The sequence below is a fragment of the Dactylosporangium sp. NPDC048998 genome (assembly GCF_043197855.1).
In the GTDB taxonomy this organism is placed as follows: Bacteria; Actinomycetota; Actinomycetes; order Mycobacteriales; family Micromonosporaceae; genus Dactylosporangium.
In genome coordinates, this window is sequence record NZ_JBICTV010000034.1 from 1 (window position 1) to 19843 (window position 19843).

20 protein-coding genes and 2 pseudogenes are annotated in these 19843 nt (G+C 71.9%); 11 read left to right on the forward strand and 11 right to left on the reverse strand.

Annotated features, from left to right (window positions below; all coding sequences use genetic code 11):
• The 4 genes and pseudogenes from ACGFI8_RS40260 to ACGFI8_RS40275 all read right to left on the reverse strand — a co-directional run.
• Positions 1-802: pseudogene (locus ACGFI8_RS40260) on the reverse strand (hypothetical protein); the annotation flags it as partial.
• 80 nt (positions 803-882) lie between these two features.
• Positions 883-1446 (reverse strand): hypothetical protein, encoded by a 564-nt coding sequence (locus tag ACGFI8_RS40265; RefSeq protein ID WP_392812787.1) that lies wholly within the window; start codon positions 1444-1446, stop codon positions 883-885.
• Positions 1447-1488: 42 nt separating this feature from the next.
• Positions 1489-1764 carry a hypothetical protein gene (locus ACGFI8_RS40270; protein WP_392812789.1) on the reverse strand — a complete coding sequence of 92 codons (276 nt, stop codon included), beginning with the start codon at positions 1762-1764 and terminating at the stop codon, positions 1489-1491.
• Between the two features lie 4 nt (positions 1765-1768).
• Positions 1769-1966: a hypothetical protein gene (locus tag ACGFI8_RS40275; protein ID WP_392812790.1), complete on the reverse strand. Its 198-nt coding sequence runs from the start codon at positions 1964-1966 to the stop codon at positions 1769-1771.
• 226 nt (positions 1967-2192) lie between these two features.
• Between ACGFI8_RS40275 and ACGFI8_RS40280 the strand changes: the two genes are divergently transcribed.
• Both ACGFI8_RS40280 and ACGFI8_RS40285 read left to right on the forward strand, forming a co-directional pair.
• Positions 2193-2567: a hypothetical protein gene (locus ACGFI8_RS40280; protein WP_392812792.1), complete on the forward strand. Its 375-nt coding sequence runs from the start codon at positions 2193-2195 to the stop codon at positions 2565-2567.
• Between the two features lie 226 nt (positions 2568-2793).
• Entirely contained in the window at positions 2794-3828 is a 1035-nt protein-coding gene (locus ACGFI8_RS40285; protein ID WP_392812794.1) for a DUF695 domain-containing protein, read from the forward strand.
• A 40-nt stretch (positions 3829-3868) separates the two neighbouring features.
• Here the strand turns inward: ACGFI8_RS40285 and ACGFI8_RS40290 are convergent, their stop codons facing one another.
• Complete coding sequence (locus tag ACGFI8_RS40290; RefSeq protein ID WP_392812795.1) at positions 3869-4228, reverse strand: DoxX family protein; 360 nt, start codon at positions 4226-4228, stop codon at positions 3869-3871.
• Positions 4229-4311: 83 nt separating this feature from the next.
• Here ACGFI8_RS40290 and ACGFI8_RS40295 point away from each other — a divergent pair, with 83 nt between their 5' ends.
• The 4 genes and pseudogenes from ACGFI8_RS40295 to ACGFI8_RS40310 all read left to right on the forward strand — a co-directional run bounded on the left by ACGFI8_RS40295 (position 4312) and on the right by ACGFI8_RS40310 (position 7893).
• Positions 4312-4599: a sigma factor gene (locus ACGFI8_RS40295; protein ID WP_392812796.1), complete on the forward strand. Its 288-nt coding sequence runs from the start codon at positions 4312-4314 to the stop codon at positions 4597-4599.
• The gene (locus ACGFI8_RS40300; protein WP_392812798.1) at positions 4596-5177 is read left to right on the forward strand and encodes a phosphoesterase PA-phosphatase; all 582 of its coding nucleotides are present in this window, start codon (positions 4596-4598) and stop codon (positions 5175-5177) included. The genes ACGFI8_RS40295 and ACGFI8_RS40300 overlap by 4 nt, the downstream gene beginning before the upstream one ends.
• 53 nt (positions 5178-5230) lie before the next feature.
• Positions 5231-7255, forward strand: a pseudogene (gene thrS / locus ACGFI8_RS40305) (threonine--tRNA ligase); the annotation flags it as partial.
• Between the two features lie 164 nt (positions 7256-7419).
• On the forward strand, positions 7420-7893 hold the full coding sequence (locus tag ACGFI8_RS40310) for an HIT family protein (protein WP_392812897.1): 474 nt from the start codon (positions 7420-7422) through the stop codon (positions 7891-7893).
• A gap of 97 nt (positions 7894-7990) precedes the next feature.
• Here ACGFI8_RS40310 and ACGFI8_RS40315 read toward each other — a convergent pair whose 3' ends face one another.
• Both ACGFI8_RS40315 and ACGFI8_RS40320 read right to left on the reverse strand, forming a co-directional pair.
• Complete coding sequence (locus ACGFI8_RS40315; protein WP_392812800.1) at positions 7991-10378, reverse strand: VIT domain-containing protein; 2388 nt, start codon at positions 10376-10378, stop codon at positions 7991-7993.
• On the reverse strand, positions 10375-11316 hold the full coding sequence (locus ACGFI8_RS40320; RefSeq protein WP_392812802.1) for a MerR family transcriptional regulator: 942 nt from the start codon (positions 11314-11316) through the stop codon (positions 10375-10377). The genes ACGFI8_RS40315 and ACGFI8_RS40320 overlap by 4 nt, the downstream gene beginning before the upstream one ends.
• A gap of 261 nt (positions 11317-11577) precedes the next feature.
• Here ACGFI8_RS40320 and ACGFI8_RS40325 point away from each other — a divergent pair, with 261 nt between their 5' ends.
• Positions 11578-12000 (forward strand): hypothetical protein, encoded by a 423-nt coding sequence (locus ACGFI8_RS40325; protein WP_392812803.1) that lies wholly within the window; start codon positions 11578-11580, stop codon positions 11998-12000.
• 85 nt (positions 12001-12085) lie between these two features.
• Here the strand turns inward: ACGFI8_RS40325 and ACGFI8_RS40330 are convergent, their stop codons facing one another.
• Complete coding sequence (locus ACGFI8_RS40330) at positions 12086-13723, reverse strand: CocE/NonD family hydrolase (protein WP_392812804.1); 1638 nt, start codon at positions 13721-13723, stop codon at positions 12086-12088.
• Positions 13724-13832: 109 nt separating this feature from the next.
• On the reverse strand, positions 13833-14936 hold the full coding sequence (locus ACGFI8_RS40335) for a winged helix DNA-binding domain-containing protein (RefSeq protein ID WP_392812806.1): 1104 nt from the start codon (positions 14934-14936) through the stop codon (positions 13833-13835).
• 66 nt (positions 14937-15002) lie between these two features.
• Here ACGFI8_RS40335 and ACGFI8_RS40340 point away from each other — a divergent pair, with 66 nt between their 5' ends.
• Entirely contained in the window at positions 15003-15188 is a 186-nt protein-coding gene (locus tag ACGFI8_RS40340) for a hypothetical protein (protein ID WP_392812808.1), read from the forward strand.
• A 9-nt stretch (positions 15189-15197) separates the two neighbouring features.
• On the opposite strand, the gene ACGFI8_RS40345 is transcribed toward ACGFI8_RS40340, so the two are convergent.
• Positions 15198-15389 (reverse strand): hypothetical protein, encoded by a 192-nt coding sequence (locus tag ACGFI8_RS40345; RefSeq protein ID WP_392812810.1) that lies wholly within the window; start codon positions 15387-15389, stop codon positions 15198-15200.
• A gap of 95 nt (positions 15390-15484) precedes the next feature.
• On the opposite strand from ACGFI8_RS40345, the gene ACGFI8_RS40350 reads away from it, so the two are divergent.
• Positions 15485-16339 carry an MHYT domain-containing protein gene (locus tag ACGFI8_RS40350; protein WP_392812811.1) on the forward strand — a complete coding sequence of 285 codons (855 nt, stop codon included), beginning with the start codon at positions 15485-15487 and terminating at the stop codon, positions 16337-16339.
• Between the two features lie 13 nt (positions 16340-16352).
• Here ACGFI8_RS40350 and ACGFI8_RS40355 read toward each other — a convergent pair whose 3' ends face one another.
• On the reverse strand, positions 16353-17501 hold the full coding sequence (locus tag ACGFI8_RS40355; RefSeq protein ID WP_392812812.1) for an outer membrane lipoprotein carrier protein LolA: 1149 nt from the start codon (positions 17499-17501) through the stop codon (positions 16353-16355).
• A gap of 97 nt (positions 17502-17598) precedes the next feature.
• Here ACGFI8_RS40355 and ACGFI8_RS40360 point away from each other — a divergent pair, with 97 nt between their 5' ends.
• Together ACGFI8_RS40360 and ACGFI8_RS40365 are read left to right on the forward strand one after the other, a co-directional pair.
• Entirely contained in the window at positions 17599-18255 is a 657-nt protein-coding gene (locus tag ACGFI8_RS40360) for a response regulator transcription factor (protein ID WP_392812813.1), read from the forward strand.
• Positions 18252-19601: an ATP-binding protein gene (locus ACGFI8_RS40365; protein ID WP_392812814.1), complete on the forward strand. Its 1350-nt coding sequence runs from the start codon at positions 18252-18254 to the stop codon at positions 19599-19601. Before ACGFI8_RS40360 ends, ACGFI8_RS40365 begins: the two co-directional genes overlap by 4 nt.
• Positions 19602-19843: the final 242 nt, after the last annotated feature.

Sequence of the window (19843 nt, forward strand, 5' to 3'; positions counted from 1 at the left end):
GGGGGTTGCCGCTGCCGGTGTCGACCTCGTACCAGGTGCCGTTGCTGGGTCGGAACATCGCGATGTCGGTCTTGCCGTCACCGTTGTAGTCGCCGACCACCGGGATGTCGCCAGGGCCGCCCCAGCCCGAGGCGAGCGAATGCCCGCCACCCGACCCGTACACCGCCATCCACTCACCCGTGCCCGGCCGGAACAGCGCCGGATCCGACTTCCCATCACCATCGAAATCCGACGTGACACGCCTCGCCGACAAGTTGTCGATGATGTGGATGTACCGGCGGGCGACGTATTCGGAGTTCGGATGCCCGTCGAACTCCGCCGCGGAGATCGAGATGTTGGTCTTGAGCTTGACCGGCGTCGAGCCGAATGAGTAGTAGTCGAAGGCGGTGTGTGAGCTGTCGGTCCATCGCTTGAACAGGATCACGTGGTGTTGTTCGTCGTTGAGGATGTCACCGGGCTGCAGGTCGGAGCGGCTGATCACGTTTGAGATGTTGGCCATGTTGTATGTCGTGTTGTCCGTGCTGGTGTGCCAGGCCATGTCGACGTAGCCGGAGCAGTCACGGCGGTAGTTCCGGGAGCCGGTCGGATCGGGTGAGTATCCGCTTCCGTCGATCGTGTAGGGGCCGGGCTGATGGTCTAGCCAGTACTGTGCGCGTTCCATGACTTCCGAGCGGGTGATGTCGCCGCCGACGGTCGAGGTGAAGGAGGCCTGCGCCGGCGCGGCGAGCGCGGTGAGACCGGTCACCGCTACCACGCTGCCGAGGAGGGCGACGAGGCTGCGCCGGAGATACGAGGTTGGCATGGTTGGCTGACCTTTCGGTTGAGGGGTGGACAGCTGACCGCGGTGTTCACACACGGCCAGGGCTCGTGGGCGGCAGCGGATCAACCGCAGGCGGAGAGCTTCGCGGCGACATCGTCGGGCACGAAGCCCTCGCAGAAGTCGGCACTGCCGAGGTTCAGCGGATGCCAGTGGGAGGCGGCGGCGTCGAAGCTGAAGACGATCTGCGTGGTCTGGTGCTGCCCGTCGTAGACGGTGCCGGCGATGGCGTATCCGTTCGCGCAGGCCGCGTCCTGCAACGCAGCGGGCTTCGCCGCGCGTTGGTAGAACTCCGGACTGTCGCGCAGGGCGTTCAGCAGCGTGGTGACGGTGACGGGGCAGGGATCCGCGGTCGACCTGGTGGGTGGGGCGGCGGTCCCGGACGGATGGGCGGCGGCCGCGGTGCCGGTCGTCGGGTTGGTGATCGCGCCGGTGGGGGTGGCAGGGCCGGTGGAGGTGGAGGGGAGGGCCGGTGCCGTCGACGCTGCCGGGGTGGTCGCGGTGGTGGTGGCGGGTGCGGATTCGGCGGCCGGTCGGCTGTCGGACGAGCACCCGGCGAGGGCGGACAGGCCGACAACGGCCATGGTCAGGCCGGCGGTGGTGGCCAGGAATCGCAGCGAGGTCGGCATCGAGTGCTCCAGTTCATGCGGTGCGGACTGTTGGACGAATGGTCAGGAATTGCTGCCGGTGAGCCGCCAGCCGATGAATGACGGTTGACGTAGCGCATCTCGGCAGATGCGGCGCGCGTTTGTTTCGGCTGTTTCGCGATTGCGTGCCAGGCAGAAGAGTCCGACCTGCAGGCCATCCGGCCCGGCGCGGGCGCTGATGTGTTCCAAGCCGTCGCCCGGCGTCGCTTCCGCCCTGATCGCCTTGACCAGCAGGTTCGGTTCGAGGACCGGGAACGCGGCTCGGGCGGTCCGCTCGATTGCGACGGTGACCAGGAACATCACGTCACCCCCAGATCGCGCCGTCGGGGTGCGCGGGCGGGGTGGTCGACGGGGACGGAGCAGGGTCGGACGGGGTCACCGTGACGCCGTCAGCCCGCGCCGGCCCAGGTCCGGAGGCCGCCGCCGTCTGCAGCGCGAAAAACGCGGCCACGGCCAGGAGCATCGCTGCGATGATGCCGATCCGGCGGACTGAAAAAGACATGGCTTCGCCCCTGTTCGATTCTTGATTGATGTCACCGGAGGCTTTTCCGGTGCTTCACCCGGGGCGTTTTCTCCTCCGGTGAGGACTACTTTTCCGGAACCGGAAGCGGACGGGAAGGCTTTGCGCTTGTCCCCTTCCGGCCTGGCCGGAACCGTCCACGCCGGGGCGGGCGGGTCGACGAAATGCCGGGTAAACGAAGAATGCCGGAATGCTTCCGGCTCACACAGTGATCGACCTCTTGCTCTGCGCTTATGGCGATGGGATGATCATGTCGCTCGATCGGCGCCTGGGCGCCACAGGCAACAACGGGGCAGTGCATGCTCGAGCTTTTCGGTCTGGACACGACCGCAGAAGTTGTCTACCGCCTCATGCTGACCAAGCCTCCTGGGGTGTTGCCGACCTGGCCAACGAGCTGGCCATCGGGCAGGACCAGGTGCGCTCCGCGCCCGACGAGCTCTTCGAGCTCTCTCTGCTTCGCCAGTCGGTCGAGCGGGAGGGCCACCTTCGCGCGGTCAGCCCTCTGCTGGCGCTGCGCGCCCCTGCCTCCCTCACCCTTTCCCACCGGCGCCTGCGGCGCAGGGCGCGCCAGGCCGATTCCTAGCCTGGCGCGCGCTCCGCGCGGGCGCGGCCGGGGGGTTCCCACCCCGGACCCCCCATGCCCGCTCCGCGGGCACCTCTTGCCTGCGCTGCGCGCCCCTGCGTCGCCTCGCCGTGTCCTAACGGCGCCTGCGGCGCGGGGTGGCGGGTTTGCGGGTGGGCGGGTTTGGGGTTTGGGTTTCCGGCTTACGGTTGTGCCCGGCGGGTGGGATCGCCGTTAGGGTGGGGGCGTGATCTTCGGGCGGTCGAAGCGCAAGGCCGGGGACGGTGGCGCGATCGTGGATTTCTGGGCCTGGTGGCCGACCGTCCGGCCGGCCGTCGAGGCGGCTATCTCCTCCGGGGACTGGGGGCGGCTCACCCCGCAGTTCAACCGGCGGATCGAGGCGATCCACCCCGCCCTGCAGTGGGAGTTCTCCGGTGGTACGACCGCCAGGCACGCCCTCGTCGTGTCCGCCGCCGGCGATGCGCAGCTGCGGCCCGTTGCCGCCCGTTGGGGTGCCCTCGCGCCGGGCGCGGACACGACCTGGGAGTACCACACCGCCCGGCAGCCCAGCCCGGAGGTCTTCCAGGCCACGATCGAGCTGGGCCAGGGGGTCAAGCTCGACCTGGCGCGCATGCGGTTCGCCTTCTCCCGCGACGGCGAGGCGCCCGAGATCGACGTCGTGGCCCACCATCCGGGCTTCCACATGCTGGAGGAGCAGGCGCGCGGCCAGGTGACGTTCCTGACGCTGGACTGGCTGCTCGGCGAGGACGGCGTCGAGGAGTGGATCGGCGCGATCTCCTGGGAGACGGACGAGCCGCCGGGCGCGGCGGTCCCGGCCGAGCTCGCCGCGGCGGTCGAGGCGCTGCGGGAGGAGTACAGCACCCCGCAGTGGGTCCTGATGAGCGCCGACCTGCCCGACGGCAGCCCGGTGATCGTCACGGCGCAGCGGCCGCTGCGGCCGGTGCGCTGGCCGCGCTTCGACACGCACGTGGCGATCACGCTGCCGTACCGGCACCGCAACCCCGCCGGGCTGCCCGAGACGGAGTCGCTGGCGGCGCTGCGCGAGTTCGAGGACACCGCCCTGAGGACGGCGGCCGGCGACGACGGCGTGCTGCTGGCCCACGAGACCAGCCGCGGCACGCGGACGCTGCACTACTACGTCGACGCCGACTCCCCCGCCGCCGACGACCTCGCCGAGGCCGCCGGCTGGTGGCAGGACGGCCGCGCCCGCGTGGAGCGGCACTTCGACCCGTCGTTCGAGCGGATCATGCGGTTCCGCTGACCGCCGCGTTCACCCCCCGGCGCCGCCGCTGCTCACCGCGCTAGCCGGTCGCCAGGCCCAGGGCCAGGGTGGCCGCGGCCAGCGCCAGGTACGCGCCGGGGAAGGCGATGTTGTGGTACACCCAGGCCCGCGCGTGCGTGGCGAGCGCGCCCACGAAGAAGAGCACGAGGCCCACGGCGGCGGCGAGGCCGATCAGCGGTACCCAGGCCAGACCCAGCACGAGCCCGGCCGCGCCGGCGGCCTTCAGCGCGCCGAGGCCCGGCACCCACGAGCGGGGCACGCCCACCTCGGCGGAGTTGGCGAGCACGAACCGGGCGCCGGCGAGGTCGGCGACGGCCATGCCGGCGTTGGCGAGCACGCTCGCCAGCGCCACGGTGACGTAAAGGGCCTGTAGGCTCATCGGACGGTCTCCTGTCCTGCGGCGGCACACGGGTATCGGCTTGGTCGCCCCCCATGACGTCCGGCAAGTGGGAAAGGTGACCTGTGGACGGCGAAGTGCTCGCGGCGCGGTTCGCGCACGACCGGCCGCACCTGCGCGCGGTCGCGTATCGGCTGCTCGGTTCCCTCGACGACGCCGACGACGCGCTGCAGCAGGCGTGGCTGAAGGCGGCCCGCGCCGACCTTCGCGGCGTGCACAACCTCGCCGGGTGGTTCACCACCGTGACCGCGCGCGAGTGCCTCGATCTGCTGCGCGCACGCGGGCGGATCGCGGCCGTCGACGTGGTGGCGGGGCGGGGAGTGCCGATCGCGGTCGGTAGGGTGCTGCGGTGAACAGGCAGCGGGTCGCCAGGTGGCTGACCGAGGCGTTCGCGCCGGCGGTGCTCGTTTCGGTGCTGCTGGTGCTGCTCGGGGTACACAGCGAGCCGGGACTCGCCCGGGGCCTGGCGCTCGGCGCGGTGGCGGCGCTGTTCGAGAGCGTCCTGCCGTACCTCTACATCCTGCGCGGGGTGCGCACCGGCAGGCTCACCGACCACCACATCGGCGACCGGCGGCAGCGGCTGGTCCCGCTGCTGGTCGGGATGGGCTCGGTGCTGGCCGGGTTCGTGGTGCTGCTGCTCGCCCACGCGCACCGGCAGCTGGTGGCCGCGGTGGCGGCCGGCGGGGTCGGGCTGGTCGTCGCGGCGGCGATCAACCACTGGTGGAAGATGTCGATCCACGCGGCGGTCACGGCGGGTTCGGTGGTCATCATCGCGCTGGTGTACGGCTGGCCGCTGCTCGCCGCCGCGCCGCTGGTCGGCGCGGTCGGGTGGTCCCGGGTCGAGCTCAAGGACCACACGTGGGCGCAGGTCGCGGTCGGCACCGTCGTGGGCGCTCTGGTGGCCGGTGGGGTGTTCTCCGCGCTGCGCTGAGCGGGTGGATAGCATCGGGGTGAAACCGACCTACCGAACCCTGGGAGCAGCCCGTGTCCGCAGCGCGCTCGAATACCGAAGCCCCACCGCGCATCGTGGTCACGGCGGGCACGACGGCGGCGGCCGCGGTCGCCGCGGCGGGGCTGCCCACCAGCGGCCCCAAGGCGATCGTCGTGGTCCGCGACGGCGAGGGCCGGCTGCGCGACCTCGACTGGGCGCCGGAGGCCGACGCCGAGGTCGAGGCCGTCGACATGTCGAGCCCTGACGGGCTCAACGTGCTGCGCCACTCGACCGCGCACGTGCTCGCCCAGGCGGTGCAGGACATCTTCCCCGAGGCGAAGCTGGGCATCGGCCCGCCGATCGAGAACGGCTTCTACTACGACTTCAAGGTCGACAAGCCGTTCCACCCGGACGACCTCGGCAAGCTCGAGAAGCGCATGCAGGAGATCATCAAGTCGGGCCAGCGGTTCCGCCGCCGTCGCTTCGACTCGGTGGAGCAGGCGAAGACCGAACTGGCCGACGAGCCGTTCAAGCTCGAGCTCGTCGACGTGAAGTCCGACGGTGGTTCCGGCAGTGGCCAGGCGCTGGACACCTCCGAGGTGATGGAGGTCGGCGGCGCCGAGCTGACGATCTACGACAATCTCGACGCGCAGTCGGACAAGGTCTGCTGGTCCGACCTGTGCCGCGGCCCGCACCTGCCCACCACCCGGCTGATCCAGGCGTTCAAGCTGACCCGTAGCGCCGCCGCCTACTGGCGCGGCTCGGAGAAGAACCCGCAGCTGCAGCGCGTCTACGGCACGGCGTGGCCGACCCGGGACGCGCTGAAGGAGTACCAGCGGCTGCTGGAGGAGGCGGCCCGGCGCGACCACCGCAAGCTCGGCGCCGAGCTGGACCTGTTCAGCTTCCCCGACGAGCTCGGCTCCGGCCTCGCGGTGTTCCACCCGAAGGGCGGGATCATCCGCCGCGAGATGGAGCAGTACTCCCGGCATCGCCACCACGAGTCGGGGTACGAGTTCGTCAACACCCCGCACATCACCAAGGCCAACCTGTTCCAGACCTCGGGCCACCTGCCGTACTACGCCGACACGATGTTCCCGCCGATGGAGCTCGAGGGCGCGGAGTACTACCTCAAGGCCATGAACTGCCCGATGCACAACCTGATCTTCCGGGCGCGCGGCCGCTCCTACCGCGAGCTGCCGCTGCGGCTTTTCGAGTTCGGCACGGTGTACCGCTACGAGAAGTCGGGCGTGGTGCACGGCCTGACCCGTGTGCGCGGCATGACGCAGGACGACTCGCACATCTACTGCACCAAGGAGCAGATGCCCGGCGAGCTGCGCTCCCTGCTGCAGTTCGTGCTCGACCTGCTGCGCGACTACGGCCTCGACGACTTCTACCTCGAGCTGTCCACCCGCGACGACTCGCCGAAGTTCATCGGCGACGACGCCGACTGGGAGGAGGCGACCGAGGCGCTGCGCGCCGCCGCCGAGGCCTCCGGCCTGGAGCTCGTCCCCGACCCGGGCGGCGCCGCCTTCTACGGCCCGAAGATCTCCGTGCAGGCCAAGGACGCGATCGGCCGCACCTGGCAGATGTCGACCATCCAGGTGGACTTCAACCAGCCCAAGCGGTTCGGGCTGGAGTACCAGGCCTCCGACGGCTCCCGCCAGCAGCCCGTGATGATCCACCGGGCGCTGTTCGGCTCGATCGAGCGCTTCTTCGGCGTGCTGACCGAGCACTACGCGGGCGCCTTCCCCGCCTGGCTCGCCCCGGTCCAGGTCGTCGGCATCCCGATCCGCGCCGACCACACCGACTACCTGTTCGACTTCGCCGACCGCCTGCGCAAGGAGGGCATCCGGGTCGAGGTCGACCACTCCGACGAGCGCATGCAGAAGAAGATCCGCAACGCGCAGCAGCAGAAGATCCCGTTCATGGCGATCGCCGGCGACGACGACGTCACGGCGGGTACGGTCAGCTTCCGCTACCGCGACGGCTCGCAGCGCAACGGCGTCCCGCTCGACGAGGCGGTGGCGCACGTCGTGTCGGTGGTACAGTCCCGCGCCAACGCCGGCCCGTCCGCCGCCGCGGATGCATCCCCGGACGGTGCGCCGGGCGCTTCCGCCGACTCGGCCGACTCGACAGCACTCGGCTCGCCGCCCGCCGCTGCCGGCTCGGCCTCGCTCGGGTCGCCGGCGTGACGAACCCCGGTGAACCGGACGAACTGGAGCGCTTGTGGACGCCCCACCGGATGGCGTACATCAAGGGTGAGGACCGCACCGACGACCACGACCAGCCGGCCGGGTGTCCGTTCTGCCGGGCGCCGGGCCTGCCGGAGGACGAGAGCCTTGTGGTTGCGCGGGGCTCGGTCGTCTACGCGATCCTGAACCTGTACCCGTACAACCCCGGCCACCTCATGGTCGTCCCGTACCGGCACATCGCCGACTACACCGACCTGACCGGCCCGGAGACGGCCGAGGTGGCGTCGTTCACGCAGACGGCGATGCGAGTGATCCGCAAGGTCAGCGGCGCGCACGGGTTCAACCTGGGCATGAACCAGGGCGCGGTGGCCGGGGCCGGGATCGCGGCGCACCTGCACCAGCACATCGTCCCGAGGTGGGGCGGCGACACCAACTTCATGCCGGTGGTGGGCCGCACGAAGGTGCTGCCGCAGCTGCTCACCGACACGCGCAAACTCCTGGCCGAGGTCTGGTCGTCGACCTGAGCGTGTAGATCAGTAGATCAAAGGTCCGGACCTCTTCCTCGAAGGTCCGGACCTTTGATCTCTACACGCGGGCCGAGCGGCGGCCTGCCAGAACGGGTCAGCGCTTCCAGAACGCGCCGCGCGACGGCTGCGACGCGGCGCCCGCGGCCTTGTCCAGCTCCTCCAGCACGAACTGCCACAGCTCGGCGAACGGCCGGGCCGCGATCGCCTGCGGGGTCAGGGCCTCCGCCAGGGCCCGCAGCTGCGGGAGCCCCAGCGCCGCCAGCCGCGAGCCCAGGTCCTCGAGCAGCTCGCGCCGCTCGTACTCGGGCCGGCCCTCGGCCTCGCGCAGCCGCGCCGCCTCCTGCGCGGCGAGGTCACGGGCGTCGACGGCCGCCGGGCGTTCCTCCTGGAGGCGCGCCCGGGTCGCGGGGGGCATCATCATGCGCGAGCTGCCGCGCCCGACCGACATACGGCCGCCGGCGCGCCCGCCGTACGACTGCGGGGCCGGCGCGGCCTTGGGCGCCGCCATCGGGGCGGGCATCGCCGGGTGCGGGGGCCCGCCGGGCGCCGGGGGCAGCGCGGCGCTCGTCAGGGTGTACGCGGACGCCGGGTGCAGGGGCGGCGGCGGTACCGGCGTGGGCATCCTCCAGCCCGCCGGGCTCTCCACCGGCTGGGTCACCTTCCGCGGCTCGTCGCCGTCGGTGACGATCCGGCTGTCCACCGCGACGAACGCCGTGAACCGGCACAGTACGCCGAAGCGCAGCGACGTCTCGGTGATGCGGGTCTCGAGCGGGACCGTCTCGTGGGTACCGGTGACGTACTGGTCCTCGAGATCGCGCAGCAGCGCCCGGGCCCACACCGCGCTCAGCGCCGTGGAGTCGTGCCGCTCCGCGGTGACCGTCGCCGACCACGCCCGGCCGTCGCGGGTGGTGCCGGCGACGGTGAGCGCGCCGGCGACCGGGCCGCGGTACCGGCCGGCGACCACGAAGGGTACGCCCGGGAATACGTCCGGCAGGCGCGCCGGGGTGCGGGTGCCGTCGAGCAGTTCGAGGCCCTCGGCGTCGATCGTCACCGCGGTGACGACGGGCGCGCCGATGCGCCGGTGGATGTGGTCCATCGCCTCGTCCAGCCGGTCCTCGCTCTCGACGAGCTCGCACCGGCCGCCGCCGGCGATCGCGAGCCGGCCGAGGAACCCAGCGTTCACCGCCTGGTCGATGCCGACCGTGTGGACCCGCACGCCGCGCAGCGCCGTCGACACGGTACGCAGGATCTGGTCCTCGTTGCCGACCTGCCCGTCGGTGACGAGCACCAGCACGCGGTCCCGCGTCTCGTCCTCGCCGAGCAGGCGCAGGCCGTCCAGCAGCGGCTGGAGCAGCTCGGTGCCGCCGCGCGCGTCCATCCGTGCCAGGTGCTCCACGGCTCGGTAGCGGTTCCGGTCGGTACCGCCGGACAGCCCCGCCCCCAGCGACTCGGGCGTCTCGACCCGGTCGTCGAAGGCCAGGACGGCGAAGCGGTCGTGCGCGTCGAGCGTGTCGACGATCCGGGCCGCGGCGCGCCGGGCGGCGACCATCTTCCAGCCGCCCATGCTGCCGGAGCGGTCGAGCAGCAGTACCACGTCCTTGGGCCGTGGCGGGGCGTCGACGGCCGGCGGGAGCACGGTCAGCCGGTAGGTGCCCTCGTCGCCCTCGGCGTCCGGGGCGAGCGCGAGGCTCTGCGTGCCCGCCCCGTACGCCAGGCGCAGCACGAAGTCGCGGTTGGCACGGTCTCCCGGCAGTACCGACACCTGGTTTTCGGTTTTGGAGACGGCGTGCAGGCTCGACCGCACGTCGCCGAGCGGCAGGCCGGCCGGGTCGATGTCGACGTCGATCGACAGGCGCAGCGGGTTGGGGAATCCGGGCAGCAGCACCGGAGGGCTGATCCGCGAGGCGTCCGGCACGGCGTCGGTGTCCAGCGCGAACCCGTCGCCGACACTGTCACCGTCGAGCAGGCCACCCGGGATGTACCGCGGGGCGACGACGAGCGGGAAGCGGTACGTCGCCTCGCCGTCCTCGAAGGCCAGGGGCCCGACCAGCGAGAGCCGCACGCTGACGCGCTCGCCCGGCAGGATATTGCCGACCCGCATGGTGAACACGTCGGGCCGCTCCTCCTCGGCGATCGAGGCGCGCTGCCCGGCGGCGATGGCAGTGTCGTACGCCTCGCGGGCGGCGCCGCGCTCCTGCAGCTCCGCCTCCACGACGCGCTCGTCGGCCGTCATCGCCATCCGCACCACGGCGGCGCGGTCCGGCAGCGGGAAGATGTAGGTCGCCTCGAGCGGCTCGCGGTGTACGTTGACGAACTCCTGCGTGACGTCGGTGCGGGCGACCAGCCCGGTGATCGAGGCCCGCACCTCGAGCCGGTCGAGCGGAAGGTTGCCGCGCTCGGTGCGCAGCGCACCCAGCCCGGCCTCGTCCGTGGGCGCGGCGACCACTCGCGCCTCGTCGTCGGTCATCGTCGCGAGTCTCATGCGGCGCTTCCTCTCTTCTGCGTCGGACCGGCGGGTTTCGTGTCTTCGTCGGTGTCGTCCCGTTGCGTACCGCTTTGCTGTCCCACCCTGCTCTTCCGCGCCGTCCCGGCCTTCTCGGCCGTTGATTTCGTGCCCGGCGGCGGCTGGGTCTGTGCCTCCGTGGGTTCTTTCGTCTGTGTCGCCTCTTTCGCCTTTGTCGCCTCTTTCGCCTTCGGTGGCTCTTTCGTTCTCGTCGGCCGCTCGGGGGTCTGTTCGGGTGTCACTGCGGCGAGGCCGCGGGCGGCGAGGAGGTCCATCAGGTCCCGGGCCGCGGCCCGGATCAGCGGCAGGTCTTCCGGGGTTGGCGTCGCAGGCAGCAGCAGTACCGCTCCCCCGCCGAGCGGCACCCCGGTCAGCAGCCGTTCCGTGGTGCCCCCGGTCGCCGTGTCCATGTCTCCGGCCGCGTCTCCCGCCGCTGGGCCCGTGTCCTCGGTCGGCGCGTTCGGCGCCGGCTCCGGTTGCGGCCGCACGTACTCGCTCGGCGGCTCCGTCCAGAACCGCCGCGGCGGCGAGTCGACGGAGTGCGGCGCGATGGCCGCCAGCCGGTCCGTCGCAGTGCGCGGCACCCGGAAGGAGACCCCCGGCGGCAGATCCGCGATGCGCAACAGCACGTCATCCGGCGCTTCGGCGAGCTCGGCCTGAATCTCGGCGATCTTGTACCCTTGCGACTGCCGCCGCTTGATCGCCACGAGCTGCAACAGGTGCCGCGGGCCGTACAGCGCGGTCCGCCCGCGCATGTAGGGTCGATCGACGAGCCCGATGGTGGAATACCATCGGACCGCTCGGGCGTCGGGCACTTCTCGCACCCGCCCGTTCGGCGCCCCCGCGTAGGCGGTGCCATCGAGCAGAGCGGCAACCCTGCCGATCAACTCCTCGAGAGTCCATCCCGTAGCGGCCATACCTCCGATACTGACACTGTCACCGTGACACTGTCAACGTTATTTGGGGGGCCCGCCGTTGGGCGGCGACACCCCACGACCGGCAACAGCGCACTGCCCCACAGCAACATCACGTGACACTGTCAGATAACAGTGTCACGTGACGGTGTCGGATGGCCCTGTGGCGTGGTCATCGGGGTGGCATGTTTCCGGGAGCAAACGCGTTCTCGCGGGTCCTAACGTTCTTGGCAACGGCGACAACGAAGACTCAAGGGGATACAGATGAGCGACATCGACACCGGCTACGACGGCGGGCACGACGCGGACTACGGCCACTACGAGGCCAGCCAGGAGCACGACGCCCTTGACCAACTGCACCAGGCCCACGGCTCCGAGGCCGACTACGGCAGCCAGTACGGCGTCTACGAGAACGACCACCACGCCGCCGAGTCCACCGACTTCTCGCAGGGTCACCACGTCGAGTACGACCAGCCGGGTGCGGTGCACTTCGAGTCGGACGACTACACCAACTACAGCCACAACGCCGAGGTCGACGACCACGTCTTCGCCGCCGAGGGCAGCGAGCACGCCCACCAGGCCGACTTCTCCCAGCTCGACGCCCTGCAGCACCGCTTCGACGCCGCCTTCGCCGAGGGCACCCAGTTCCACGGCGGCGCCGGCGAGCTCGGCATGGCCTCCAACTGACTCGGCCTGGCCTCCAATTCCACAGGCGCTTCGACGGCCGGTCACCCGCTGCGGGTGGCCGGCCGTCGCGCGGATTGCGCAGAGCTCAGCTGGCCAGCGGGAGGGTGATCGACGACGGGGCGATGATCTCCTGGCGGACCGGACGCAGTTCCAGCTCGTGGCCCAGGGGCGCGCCGGTGCCGGGGTTCCTCGAGAAGCGCGGGTGGGCGCCGCCGCTGATCTGGACCCTGACACTGCGGCCGGGTGCGAAGCGGTGGGCGGTCGGCCAGAGCTCGACGCGTACCGGGTCGTCGGGGTCGTGGTTGTTCGCGGCGCGGGCCAGGCCGTCGCAGATGTTCCACGAGCGGCCCTGTTCGTCGACCTCGCACAGGCGCACGAAGACGTCGAAGTGGGGGGAGGGTGTCCGCGCGGTACCGTGGCGGGCCAGGCTGGTGGCGCGGACCCGGATGTCGGCGTGCACCGGGCCCACCACGTCCAGCGGCTCGGTCAGCGGGGCGGACGTGAAGGTCAGCACGTCCGGGCGGGCCTCCAGAGGGCGGTTGTCGCGGCGACCGGCGATCTTGCCGACCAGGCGCGGGCCGCCGAGGGCCGGGGTCGGGTCCTTGGGGTTGTACACGAACGAGTCGAGCACTCGGCCCTCGGCGCCGGGTTCCGGGGTGAGTCGGGCGCCCTGTTCGAGGTACCACCGCTGGGGTTTGCTCTTGGGCGGCGGCCAGTCGGCCAGTTCGTGCCAGCCGTCGGCGCCGCCGACGTGCACGCGGACCGGGCGCTCGCGGATGCGCTCGGGGCCGCCGGTGTGGGCGCGGAACCAGGCCACGGCCTCCGCCGCGGACTGCTGGAACAGGCCGGCGCTGCCGTGGTTCCAGGGGCCGATCGTCAGGTACGGCTGCTGGCCCGCCGCTCGTAACGCCGTGTAGTCGGCCAATTGCCAGGGCAGGAAGATGTCGTACCAGCCGCCTATCATGAGGACCGGAGCGGTGACGTGCGGCAGGCGGTGGGCGTGGCCGCGCTGCGTCCAGTAGGGCGATGCGGGATCGGCCTCGGCGAGCCAGCGCTGGTAAAACTCGATCTCGACGCCCGTGGTGATGCGGTCGGCCTCCGCCATCGGCACGCGGGCGAGGCCGCGCTGCAGCCTGGGCTGGCCGCGGAGCAGTTCGACGGCGTTGTCCAGCCTCGGGCCACGCTGCGCCTCGATCAGCGCCGACCAGGTCAGCACAGTGTCGAGCGAGAACGCTCCGCCGGCATAGGTCGGCGGGCCGAAGTCCGACGCAGTCACGATCGTGGCCATCGCCTTGAGCTCGTCGCCGGCCTCGGCGGCGAGCGCCCACTGCACGAAGCCGACGTAGCTGGGGCCGTAGGTGAGCAGGCGCCCGTCGTACCACGGCTGGCGGCGCAGCCAGTCCAGCGTGTCGAGGCCGTCGTCGCGCTCCTGCAGCAGCGGCTCGAACGTGCCGCCCGAGTCGCTGGTGCCGCGGCAGGACTGGATGAGCACGTTGAAGCCGCGCTGGGCGACCGCTCGGCAGAGGACGCTGACGGGAGCGCCCCGGCCGTACGGGGTGCGCACCAGCACGGTCGGGATCTCGGCATCCAGGGCGGGCGTGTAATGGTCGGCTCGGAGGATGGCGCCGTCGCGCATCCGGACCGGGATCGTTCGCGTCACCCTGACCCGGCCGGCCACCGCGGGTGGCAGTTTGAGTAAGCGACCAACCGGATCAAGCCTCATGCGTCCCGAGCGTAGCCGTTTGATCTCCGCACGGCGGTCGGCCCCGATCCCCGGCACGGCGCACTGCGCCGATCCGGCCGCCGCGACCGTGACGGTGATCGGGGCGGTGCTAGTCCAGGCCCTTGACGTCCGCGGAGTCCAGGCCACGGGCCGCCGCTACCGTCTGGGCCTCGGAATCCACGCAGCGGCGGGTCGCGGCGGTCAGCGGCAGCCACGGTGTCACTGTCAGCTCGAGGCGGCTGCGCACCAAGCGGGCGCGCCACGTTCCGGAGATCTCGCCGTCCAGCAGGAGTACGCCGGGGTTGCCCAGGATGCGCCACACCTCCTTGGCCTGGGCCTTGTCCGGCACGAGCACCGAACGGTCGCGGGCCTGCAGGAACGGGTCCGACGGTGGCAGCAGGCGTACGCCGCGGATCGGTGGCGCGGCCAGCAGTGCGTCGACGTCCTCGGGCGGCAGCCACGCCTTGCGGCCGTCCACGGAGACCTCGGCCAGGTCGCCGGGCCAGGCGGGCCTGAGCGCGCCGACCGTCGTCCCGATGTACTTGGCCGCGTCGCCGGGGGTGGCGGGGCCGAGCAGGCGCAGGTAGGCGCGGACGAATCCGGCCGTACCGAACGGGAAATCCGGGATCGAGGGGCGCGGGTGGGCGGGGACGAGCACGGTCTTGGCCGCGTCCTCGTCGAGCGCCACGCCGCCGGCCAGGCCCGCCTGCTGGAACAGGCCGCCGGAGATGTGGCGGGCGCCGCAGGGGCGGCAGTCGTACGTGAGCTCCGCCGGGACCTGGGCGCTGACCGCGCGGCTGACGTCGCCCTTCGCCGAGGGGGCGCGTACGACCGCTTGGAAGGCGGCGGCCGTGGCGCGGAAGGCCTCGACGCCGAGCTTGCCGGCCTCCGGCGGCAGCTGGCCGGTAGCGAAGCGGGCGGCGGCGTCAGTGTCGCCGAGCGGCCACAGGGCCGCGGCGAGGGCCGGCAGGTCGGCGGGGCGGTGCAGGTGCAGGGCGCCGCGGGTGGACCAGGCCAGGGCCAGGTCGCCGTCGAGCGGGCGGGTGCAGCGGGCGGCGAGCGCCTGCCGGGCGGCGCCGGCCGGGACGTTGGGCACGCCCAGGTCGAGTACGCCGAGGGTGTCCGGGCCGCCGTCGAGGCGCTCGTGGAGAGCGTTGGCGATTCTTCGGTACGCCAGGACCTGCCCCCGCCCGACCTTCGGCGCGCTGCTCATGACCGTCATTCTCGCCAGTGCCCGGTCTTCTTGCGCGCTTTGGCGCGGCGGGTGCACGATCGGTACATGGCGGAAGAGCGGTTCACGGATGCGGAGCTGGCGTTCCTGCGCCACGTTCGCTTCGGCGAGCTGCCGGAGCGGGTGCTGCCGGAGGACCGGGTCGAGCTCGCCGAGACGGAGTCGGCGCGCAGCTGGCCCGACCTGGCGCCGAGCCGGGAGCAGCAGCAGGCGTTGTACCCCAACGGGGCCTGAGCGTCCCGTTCAGATCTCGTGGCGTGAGCCGTCGGGATCGGGCATCTGCGTCATGTCGGGCGGCGTGTCGCCCGGGGGCGTCCACTCGGAGTCCCGCTCGGCCTCGAGGGCCTCGTCGATCTCCCCGTCGGTGGCGCGGCCGGCGGCGCCGGAGCCGATGGTCGAGTGCTTCGCGACGTACTCGTCAGCGTCCGTTTCCATTTTTATTGCCTACCCCGGGCGCTGAGGGGCAAACCCGCACAGCCTGTGCGACCGGCGGCGCCGCATGCCTGGCTGAATCGAGCCTTGTGAGCACGGTGCAGCAATTCGCGTACGGCTGGATCACGCCGTCGCTGGCCCTCGTCCTGTCGATCCTCGGCTGCCTGCTGGGCACGTACCTGGCCGGTCGCGCCCGGGCCTCGACCGGCGGCAGCCGGGCCCGCTGGCTGACACTGTCAGCCGTCGCGATCGGCGGCTCCGGCACGTGGGTACCGCACTTCATGGCGATGCTGGGCGTCGACGTGCCGGGGACGGTCGTGCGGTACGACGTCGCCACCACGGCGCTGGGCCTGGGCGTCGCCGTGGCCGTGTACTGCCTGGGCCTGTACATCGTCGGCTTCGGGCGCCCGAGCGCCTGGAAGATCCTCCCGGCGGGGGTACTGACGGGGCTCGGGCTGACCACGGTGTACGCAACCGGGCCACTGGCCATGCGCGTCGCCGGGACCGTGGCGTACGACCCGCGCACCCTGCTGGCCGCGGCCGGCGCGGCGATTGTCGGGGCGACGGTGACACTGTGGTGCGCCGGTGTCGTGCGCGGCGGGCCGGCGATGGTGTGCGCGGCGGCGATCATGGCACTGGCGGTGTGCGGCACCCATTACACGGTCATGGCGGCGGTACGCGTGCAGCCCGCCCCGATCGGCGCGCAGGTCCCCGGCGTCACGCTGCTCGCACTGCTGACGCCGGTGTGCGTGCTGGCCTGCCTGCTGCTGTCCGGCCTGGCGTACAGCACTGTCGGCTTCTCGGTGCGCCAGGACACCGCGACGGAGGAGGCGCTGCTGCGCCGCGCCCGGGACATGTACTCCGTGGCGACCCTCGCCCGCGCGGCCGAGCACCGGCGCCGGGAACGGGAAGGGGACCGTGGCGCGGCGGCCACGGTCCCCTCCCGGCGTTGAGCCTGAGCGGCGACTACTTCAGTGCGGCGGCCGGGTCGGCGGCCACCTGGGTGAGCCGCTCCGGCGTGACCGAGCCGATGAGCACCCGGCCGTCACCGGTGAACAGGACGCTCACCAGCTTGCTGTTGAACGTGCGGCCGCCGCTGCCCTGGGGCAGCTGAGCGATCGCGTCCTGCGCCTTCTTCTGCTCCTCGGCGCTGGCGCCCTGCGCGCCGTCCGAGGTCCGCAGCACCAGGACCGACGTCCATCCGGTACCGATGACGGTGCTCTTCGGCTTGTCGGCGGCGCCGCCGTTGTGCTGCTGCGCCTTGTCCTGCTGCTCCTGGTGCGTCTTCGCCGGGTCCTGCTCCGTGACCTTGGTCCCGGCCGGCGGGTTGAACGTGAATTCGGCGTCATCCGGGCGGGCGAAGCTCACCTGCGTGAACGCGACCTCGAACGCCGGGTTGGCCGTGCCGCGGGGCAGGACCTGCACCCGCAGCGGCAGCTTCTGCTGTGCGTCGATCGCCAGGCGCACCTCACCGACGAGCGACGAGGTGTCGCGCGGGCGGAGGATGAGCTCGTAGGCGTTGCGTCCGGCGATCTTCGCCGAGTTGCCGGTTGTGACCTGCGTCGTCGGGTCGATCGCCTTCAGCGCCAGGTCGGCGGCCTCCTGCGGCGACTTCGGCAGGTCGGACGGGGACGCCAGGACGCCCGGAACACCCGGAACGCCCGGGCCGCCCGTCTTGTCCTTCTCCGGCTGCCCGGTGAAGTGCTGCGCCTCCTTGGTCTGGCTGTCCCAGATCCAGGTGTCGTTGCCGTTGTGGATGACGTCGCTCTGACCCTGCGTGCCCAGCAGTGACACCCGGCCCTTGTCGGGGCCGGAGTACCACACGCGCAGGGTGTGCTTGCCGGACACCAGCGACGTGAGCTTGGCGCTCTGGTCGCCGGTCAGCAGCGGGATCGCCGGTAGGCCGAGATCGGCACGCTCGACGACCGTGCCCGACAGCCCGTCGAGACGGGCGGTCTGCAGGTCGACCAGCAGCTGCGCGGCGGTGCGCGGCGGCAGGTCGGGTTCGGCCGCGACGGCGAGGGTCTTCGCTGCCACGCCAGCACCGACCACAGCGACCGCAGCTGCCGCGGGCACCGCCCACCGAAGGACGGGTCGTGACGTGAAGTTGGACATTGGTACACCTCCTGACGACCATGGTGCTCGGAGCCGCCTGTGACATCGCTGAGACTGCCTGTGCCGCAGCACAGGCCGGCGTGCCACGCTGTATCGCGTGCGGCTGCTGGTGGTAGAGGACGAGATTCGCATGGCGAACGCGCTGCAGCGCGGGCTGCAGGCGGAGGGTTTCGCCGTGGACGTGGCCGGCGACGGCCCGAACGGCCTGGAGATGGCCCGGCACGGGGGCTACGACGCGGTGATCCTGGACATCATGCTGCCCGGGCTGTCCGGATACCGCGTGGTGCAGACGCTGCGCGCGGAGAAGAACTGGGTGCCGGTGCTCATGCTGTCGGCGAAGGACGGCGAGTACGACCAGGCCGACGGGCTCGACTGCGGCGCCGACGACTACCTGACCAAGCCGTTCTCGTACGTCGTGCTCGTCGCGCGCCTGCGCGCCCTGCTGCGCCGCGGGGCACCGGAGCGTCCCAGCGTGCTCACCGTCGGTGAGCTGACCTTGGACCCGGCCCGCCGGCGGGTCACCAGCGTCGGCGAGGAGATCGTGCTCACCGCGCGGGAGTATGCGCTGCTGGAGTACCTCATGCGCCGCCCCGGCCAGGTCGTGTCCAAGACCGAGCTGCTCGACCACGTCTGGGATGCCAGCATCGACACCGCCCCCAACGCCGTCGAGGTGTACGTCGGCTACCTGCGCCGCAAGCTCGGCCGCGACCTGCTCGAGACCGTCCGCGGCGCCGGATACCGGCTGCGCACATGAAGTGGTGGGCCTCACTCTCCCTGCGCGGGCGCCTCGTCCTGCTCGGCACCAGCGGGCTCGTCGTCGGCCTGTTCATCGCCGGCATCGCCATGGCGACCGCGATGACGTACAGCTTCCGCGGCTCCCTCGACCGCTCCGCCGACGGCACCGTGACGGAGATCGCCGCCCTGCTCGACGAGGGCGGCCGGCTGCCCGAGACCCTGCCGGCCCCGTCCAACCAGGTCGTGCAGATCCTGGACCCGCAGAACCGGAGCGTCCTGGCGGGCGATCGAAGTGCCGATTTATTGGTACCGCTGTTGCGTGGCTCCGAGGTCGACCGGGCGCTGGACGGCGAGCGGATCGAGGTCCCCGGCGACCGCGCCGTGCAGCCCGACACGCTGCGGGTCACCGCCCACCGGGTCCCCGACGGCCGGATCATCCTCGTCGGCGTGCCGCTCGGCGACTTCCACCGCAGCCTGGATCTCCTGCGCAACGCACTGTGGGTGACGTACCCCGCGCTGGTCTTCGTCCTCGTCGTCATCGCCTGGCGCGTCGTCGGCGCCGCCCTGTCTCCGGTCGACCGCCTGCGCCTCGGCGCCGAGCGCATCACCGGCGCCGCCACCGACGAGCGCCTGCCCGTGCCCCCGTCCAGCGACGAGATCCAGCGCCTGGCGATCACGCTCAACCACATGCTCGACCGATTGGCCGTTTCCCGGGCCCGGCAACGCGCGTTCATCGCCGACGCCGCGCACGAACTGCGCAGCCCGCTCGCGTCGATCCGCATCCAGATCGAGGTGGCGCAGAAGCTCGGCGACTGGGCCGCGGTCTCCGACGACGTCATCGCCGACCTGGACCGCCTGAGCCGCCTGGTCGACGACCTGCTCCTGCTGGCCCGCGCGGACGCGTCGGACCCGCGCCGGGCCGCGCTGGAGCCGGTCGAACTGCGCACGCTGCTGACGTCGCTGGCGAAGCGGTACGACACTGTCACGGTCGAGCCGGGCGAGTCCCTGTGGACCGAGGGCGACCCGGACGCGCTGCTTCGCATCGTGCTCAACCTGGTCGACAACGCAGTGCGCCATGCCCGGACACGCGTGGTCCTGGCCGCCTCCCCCGAGGGGTCGTCGGAGGTCCTGGTGACAGTGACGGACGACGGCGAGGGCATCCCGGCCCCGCTGCGCGAGCGCGTCTTCGACCGCTTCGCGCGCCTGGACGACGGCCGCGCCCGGGACGCGGGCGGCAGCGGCCTGGGCCTGGCGATCGTCCGCGAGCTGGTACGCCGCCACAGCGGCACGGTCCGCCTGATCGACGCCCGCCCCGGCATCCGCGCCGAGGTCCGCCTGCCCCGCCTCCCGGACAGCACAATGTGACACCGCCACGGTCCCCGACCCCGACACTGTCACCGTCCGGCCGACTGCCACTGTCACCGTCGGCCACCGCCACTGTCACTGTCCGGCCCACTGTCACTGTCACCGTCGGCCACCGCCACTGTCACCGTCCGGCCGACTGCCACTGTCCGACCCACTGGTCACTGTCACCGTCCGGCCAAACCGTCACTGCCACGGTCCCGGCCAAACGGTCACTGCCACCGTTCCGGCCAAACGGTCACGCG

Excerpts from the sequence above, each read along its gene's own strand:
- ACGFI8_RS40265 (WP_392812787.1), bottom strand. The coding sequence starts at position 1,446 with ATGCCGACCTCGCTGCGATTCCTGGCCACCACCGCCGGCCTGACCATG.
- ACGFI8_RS40270 (WP_392812789.1), bottom strand. The coding sequence starts at position 1,764 with ATGTTCCTGGTCACCGTCGCAATCGAGCGGACCGCCCGAGCCGCGTTC.
- ACGFI8_RS40275 (WP_392812790.1), bottom strand. The coding sequence starts at position 1,966 with ATGTCTTTTTCAGTCCGCCGGATCGGCATCATCGCAGCGATGCTCCTG.
- ACGFI8_RS40290 (WP_392812795.1), bottom strand. The coding sequence starts at position 4,228 with ATGAGCCTACAGGCCCTTTACGTCACCGTGGCGCTGGCGAGCGTGCTC.
- ACGFI8_RS40310 (WP_392812897.1), top strand. The coding sequence starts at position 7,420 with ATGGCGTACATCAAGGGTGAGGACCGCACCGACGACCACGACCAGCCG.
- ACGFI8_RS40315 (WP_392812800.1), bottom strand. The coding sequence starts at position 10,378 with ATGAGACTCGCGACGATGACCGACGACGAGGCGCGAGTGGTCGCCGCG.
- ACGFI8_RS40320 (WP_392812802.1), bottom strand. The coding sequence starts at position 11,316 with ATGGCCGCTACGGGATGGACTCTCGAGGAGTTGATCGGCAGGGTTGCC.
- ACGFI8_RS40325 (WP_392812803.1), top strand. The coding sequence starts at position 11,578 with ATGAGCGACATCGACACCGGCTACGACGGCGGGCACGACGCGGACTAC.
- ACGFI8_RS40330 (WP_392812804.1), bottom strand. The coding sequence starts at position 13,723 with ATGAGGCTTGATCCGGTTGGTCGCTTACTCAAACTGCCACCCGCGGTG.
- ACGFI8_RS40335 (WP_392812806.1), bottom strand. The coding sequence starts at position 14,936 with ATGAGCAGCGCGCCGAAGGTCGGGCGGGGGCAGGTCCTGGCGTACCGA.
- ACGFI8_RS40340 (WP_392812808.1), top strand. The coding sequence starts at position 15,003 with ATGGCGGAAGAGCGGTTCACGGATGCGGAGCTGGCGTTCCTGCGCCAC.
- ACGFI8_RS40345 (WP_392812810.1), bottom strand. The coding sequence starts at position 15,389 with ATGGAAACGGACGCTGACGAGTACGTCGCGAAGCACTCGACCATCGGC.
- ACGFI8_RS40355 (WP_392812812.1), bottom strand. The coding sequence starts at position 17,501 with ATGTCCAACTTCACGTCACGACCCGTCCTTCGGTGGGCGGTGCCCGCG.
- ACGFI8_RS40365 (WP_392812814.1), top strand. The coding sequence starts at position 18,252 with ATGAAGTGGTGGGCCTCACTCTCCCTGCGCGGGCGCCTCGTCCTGCTC.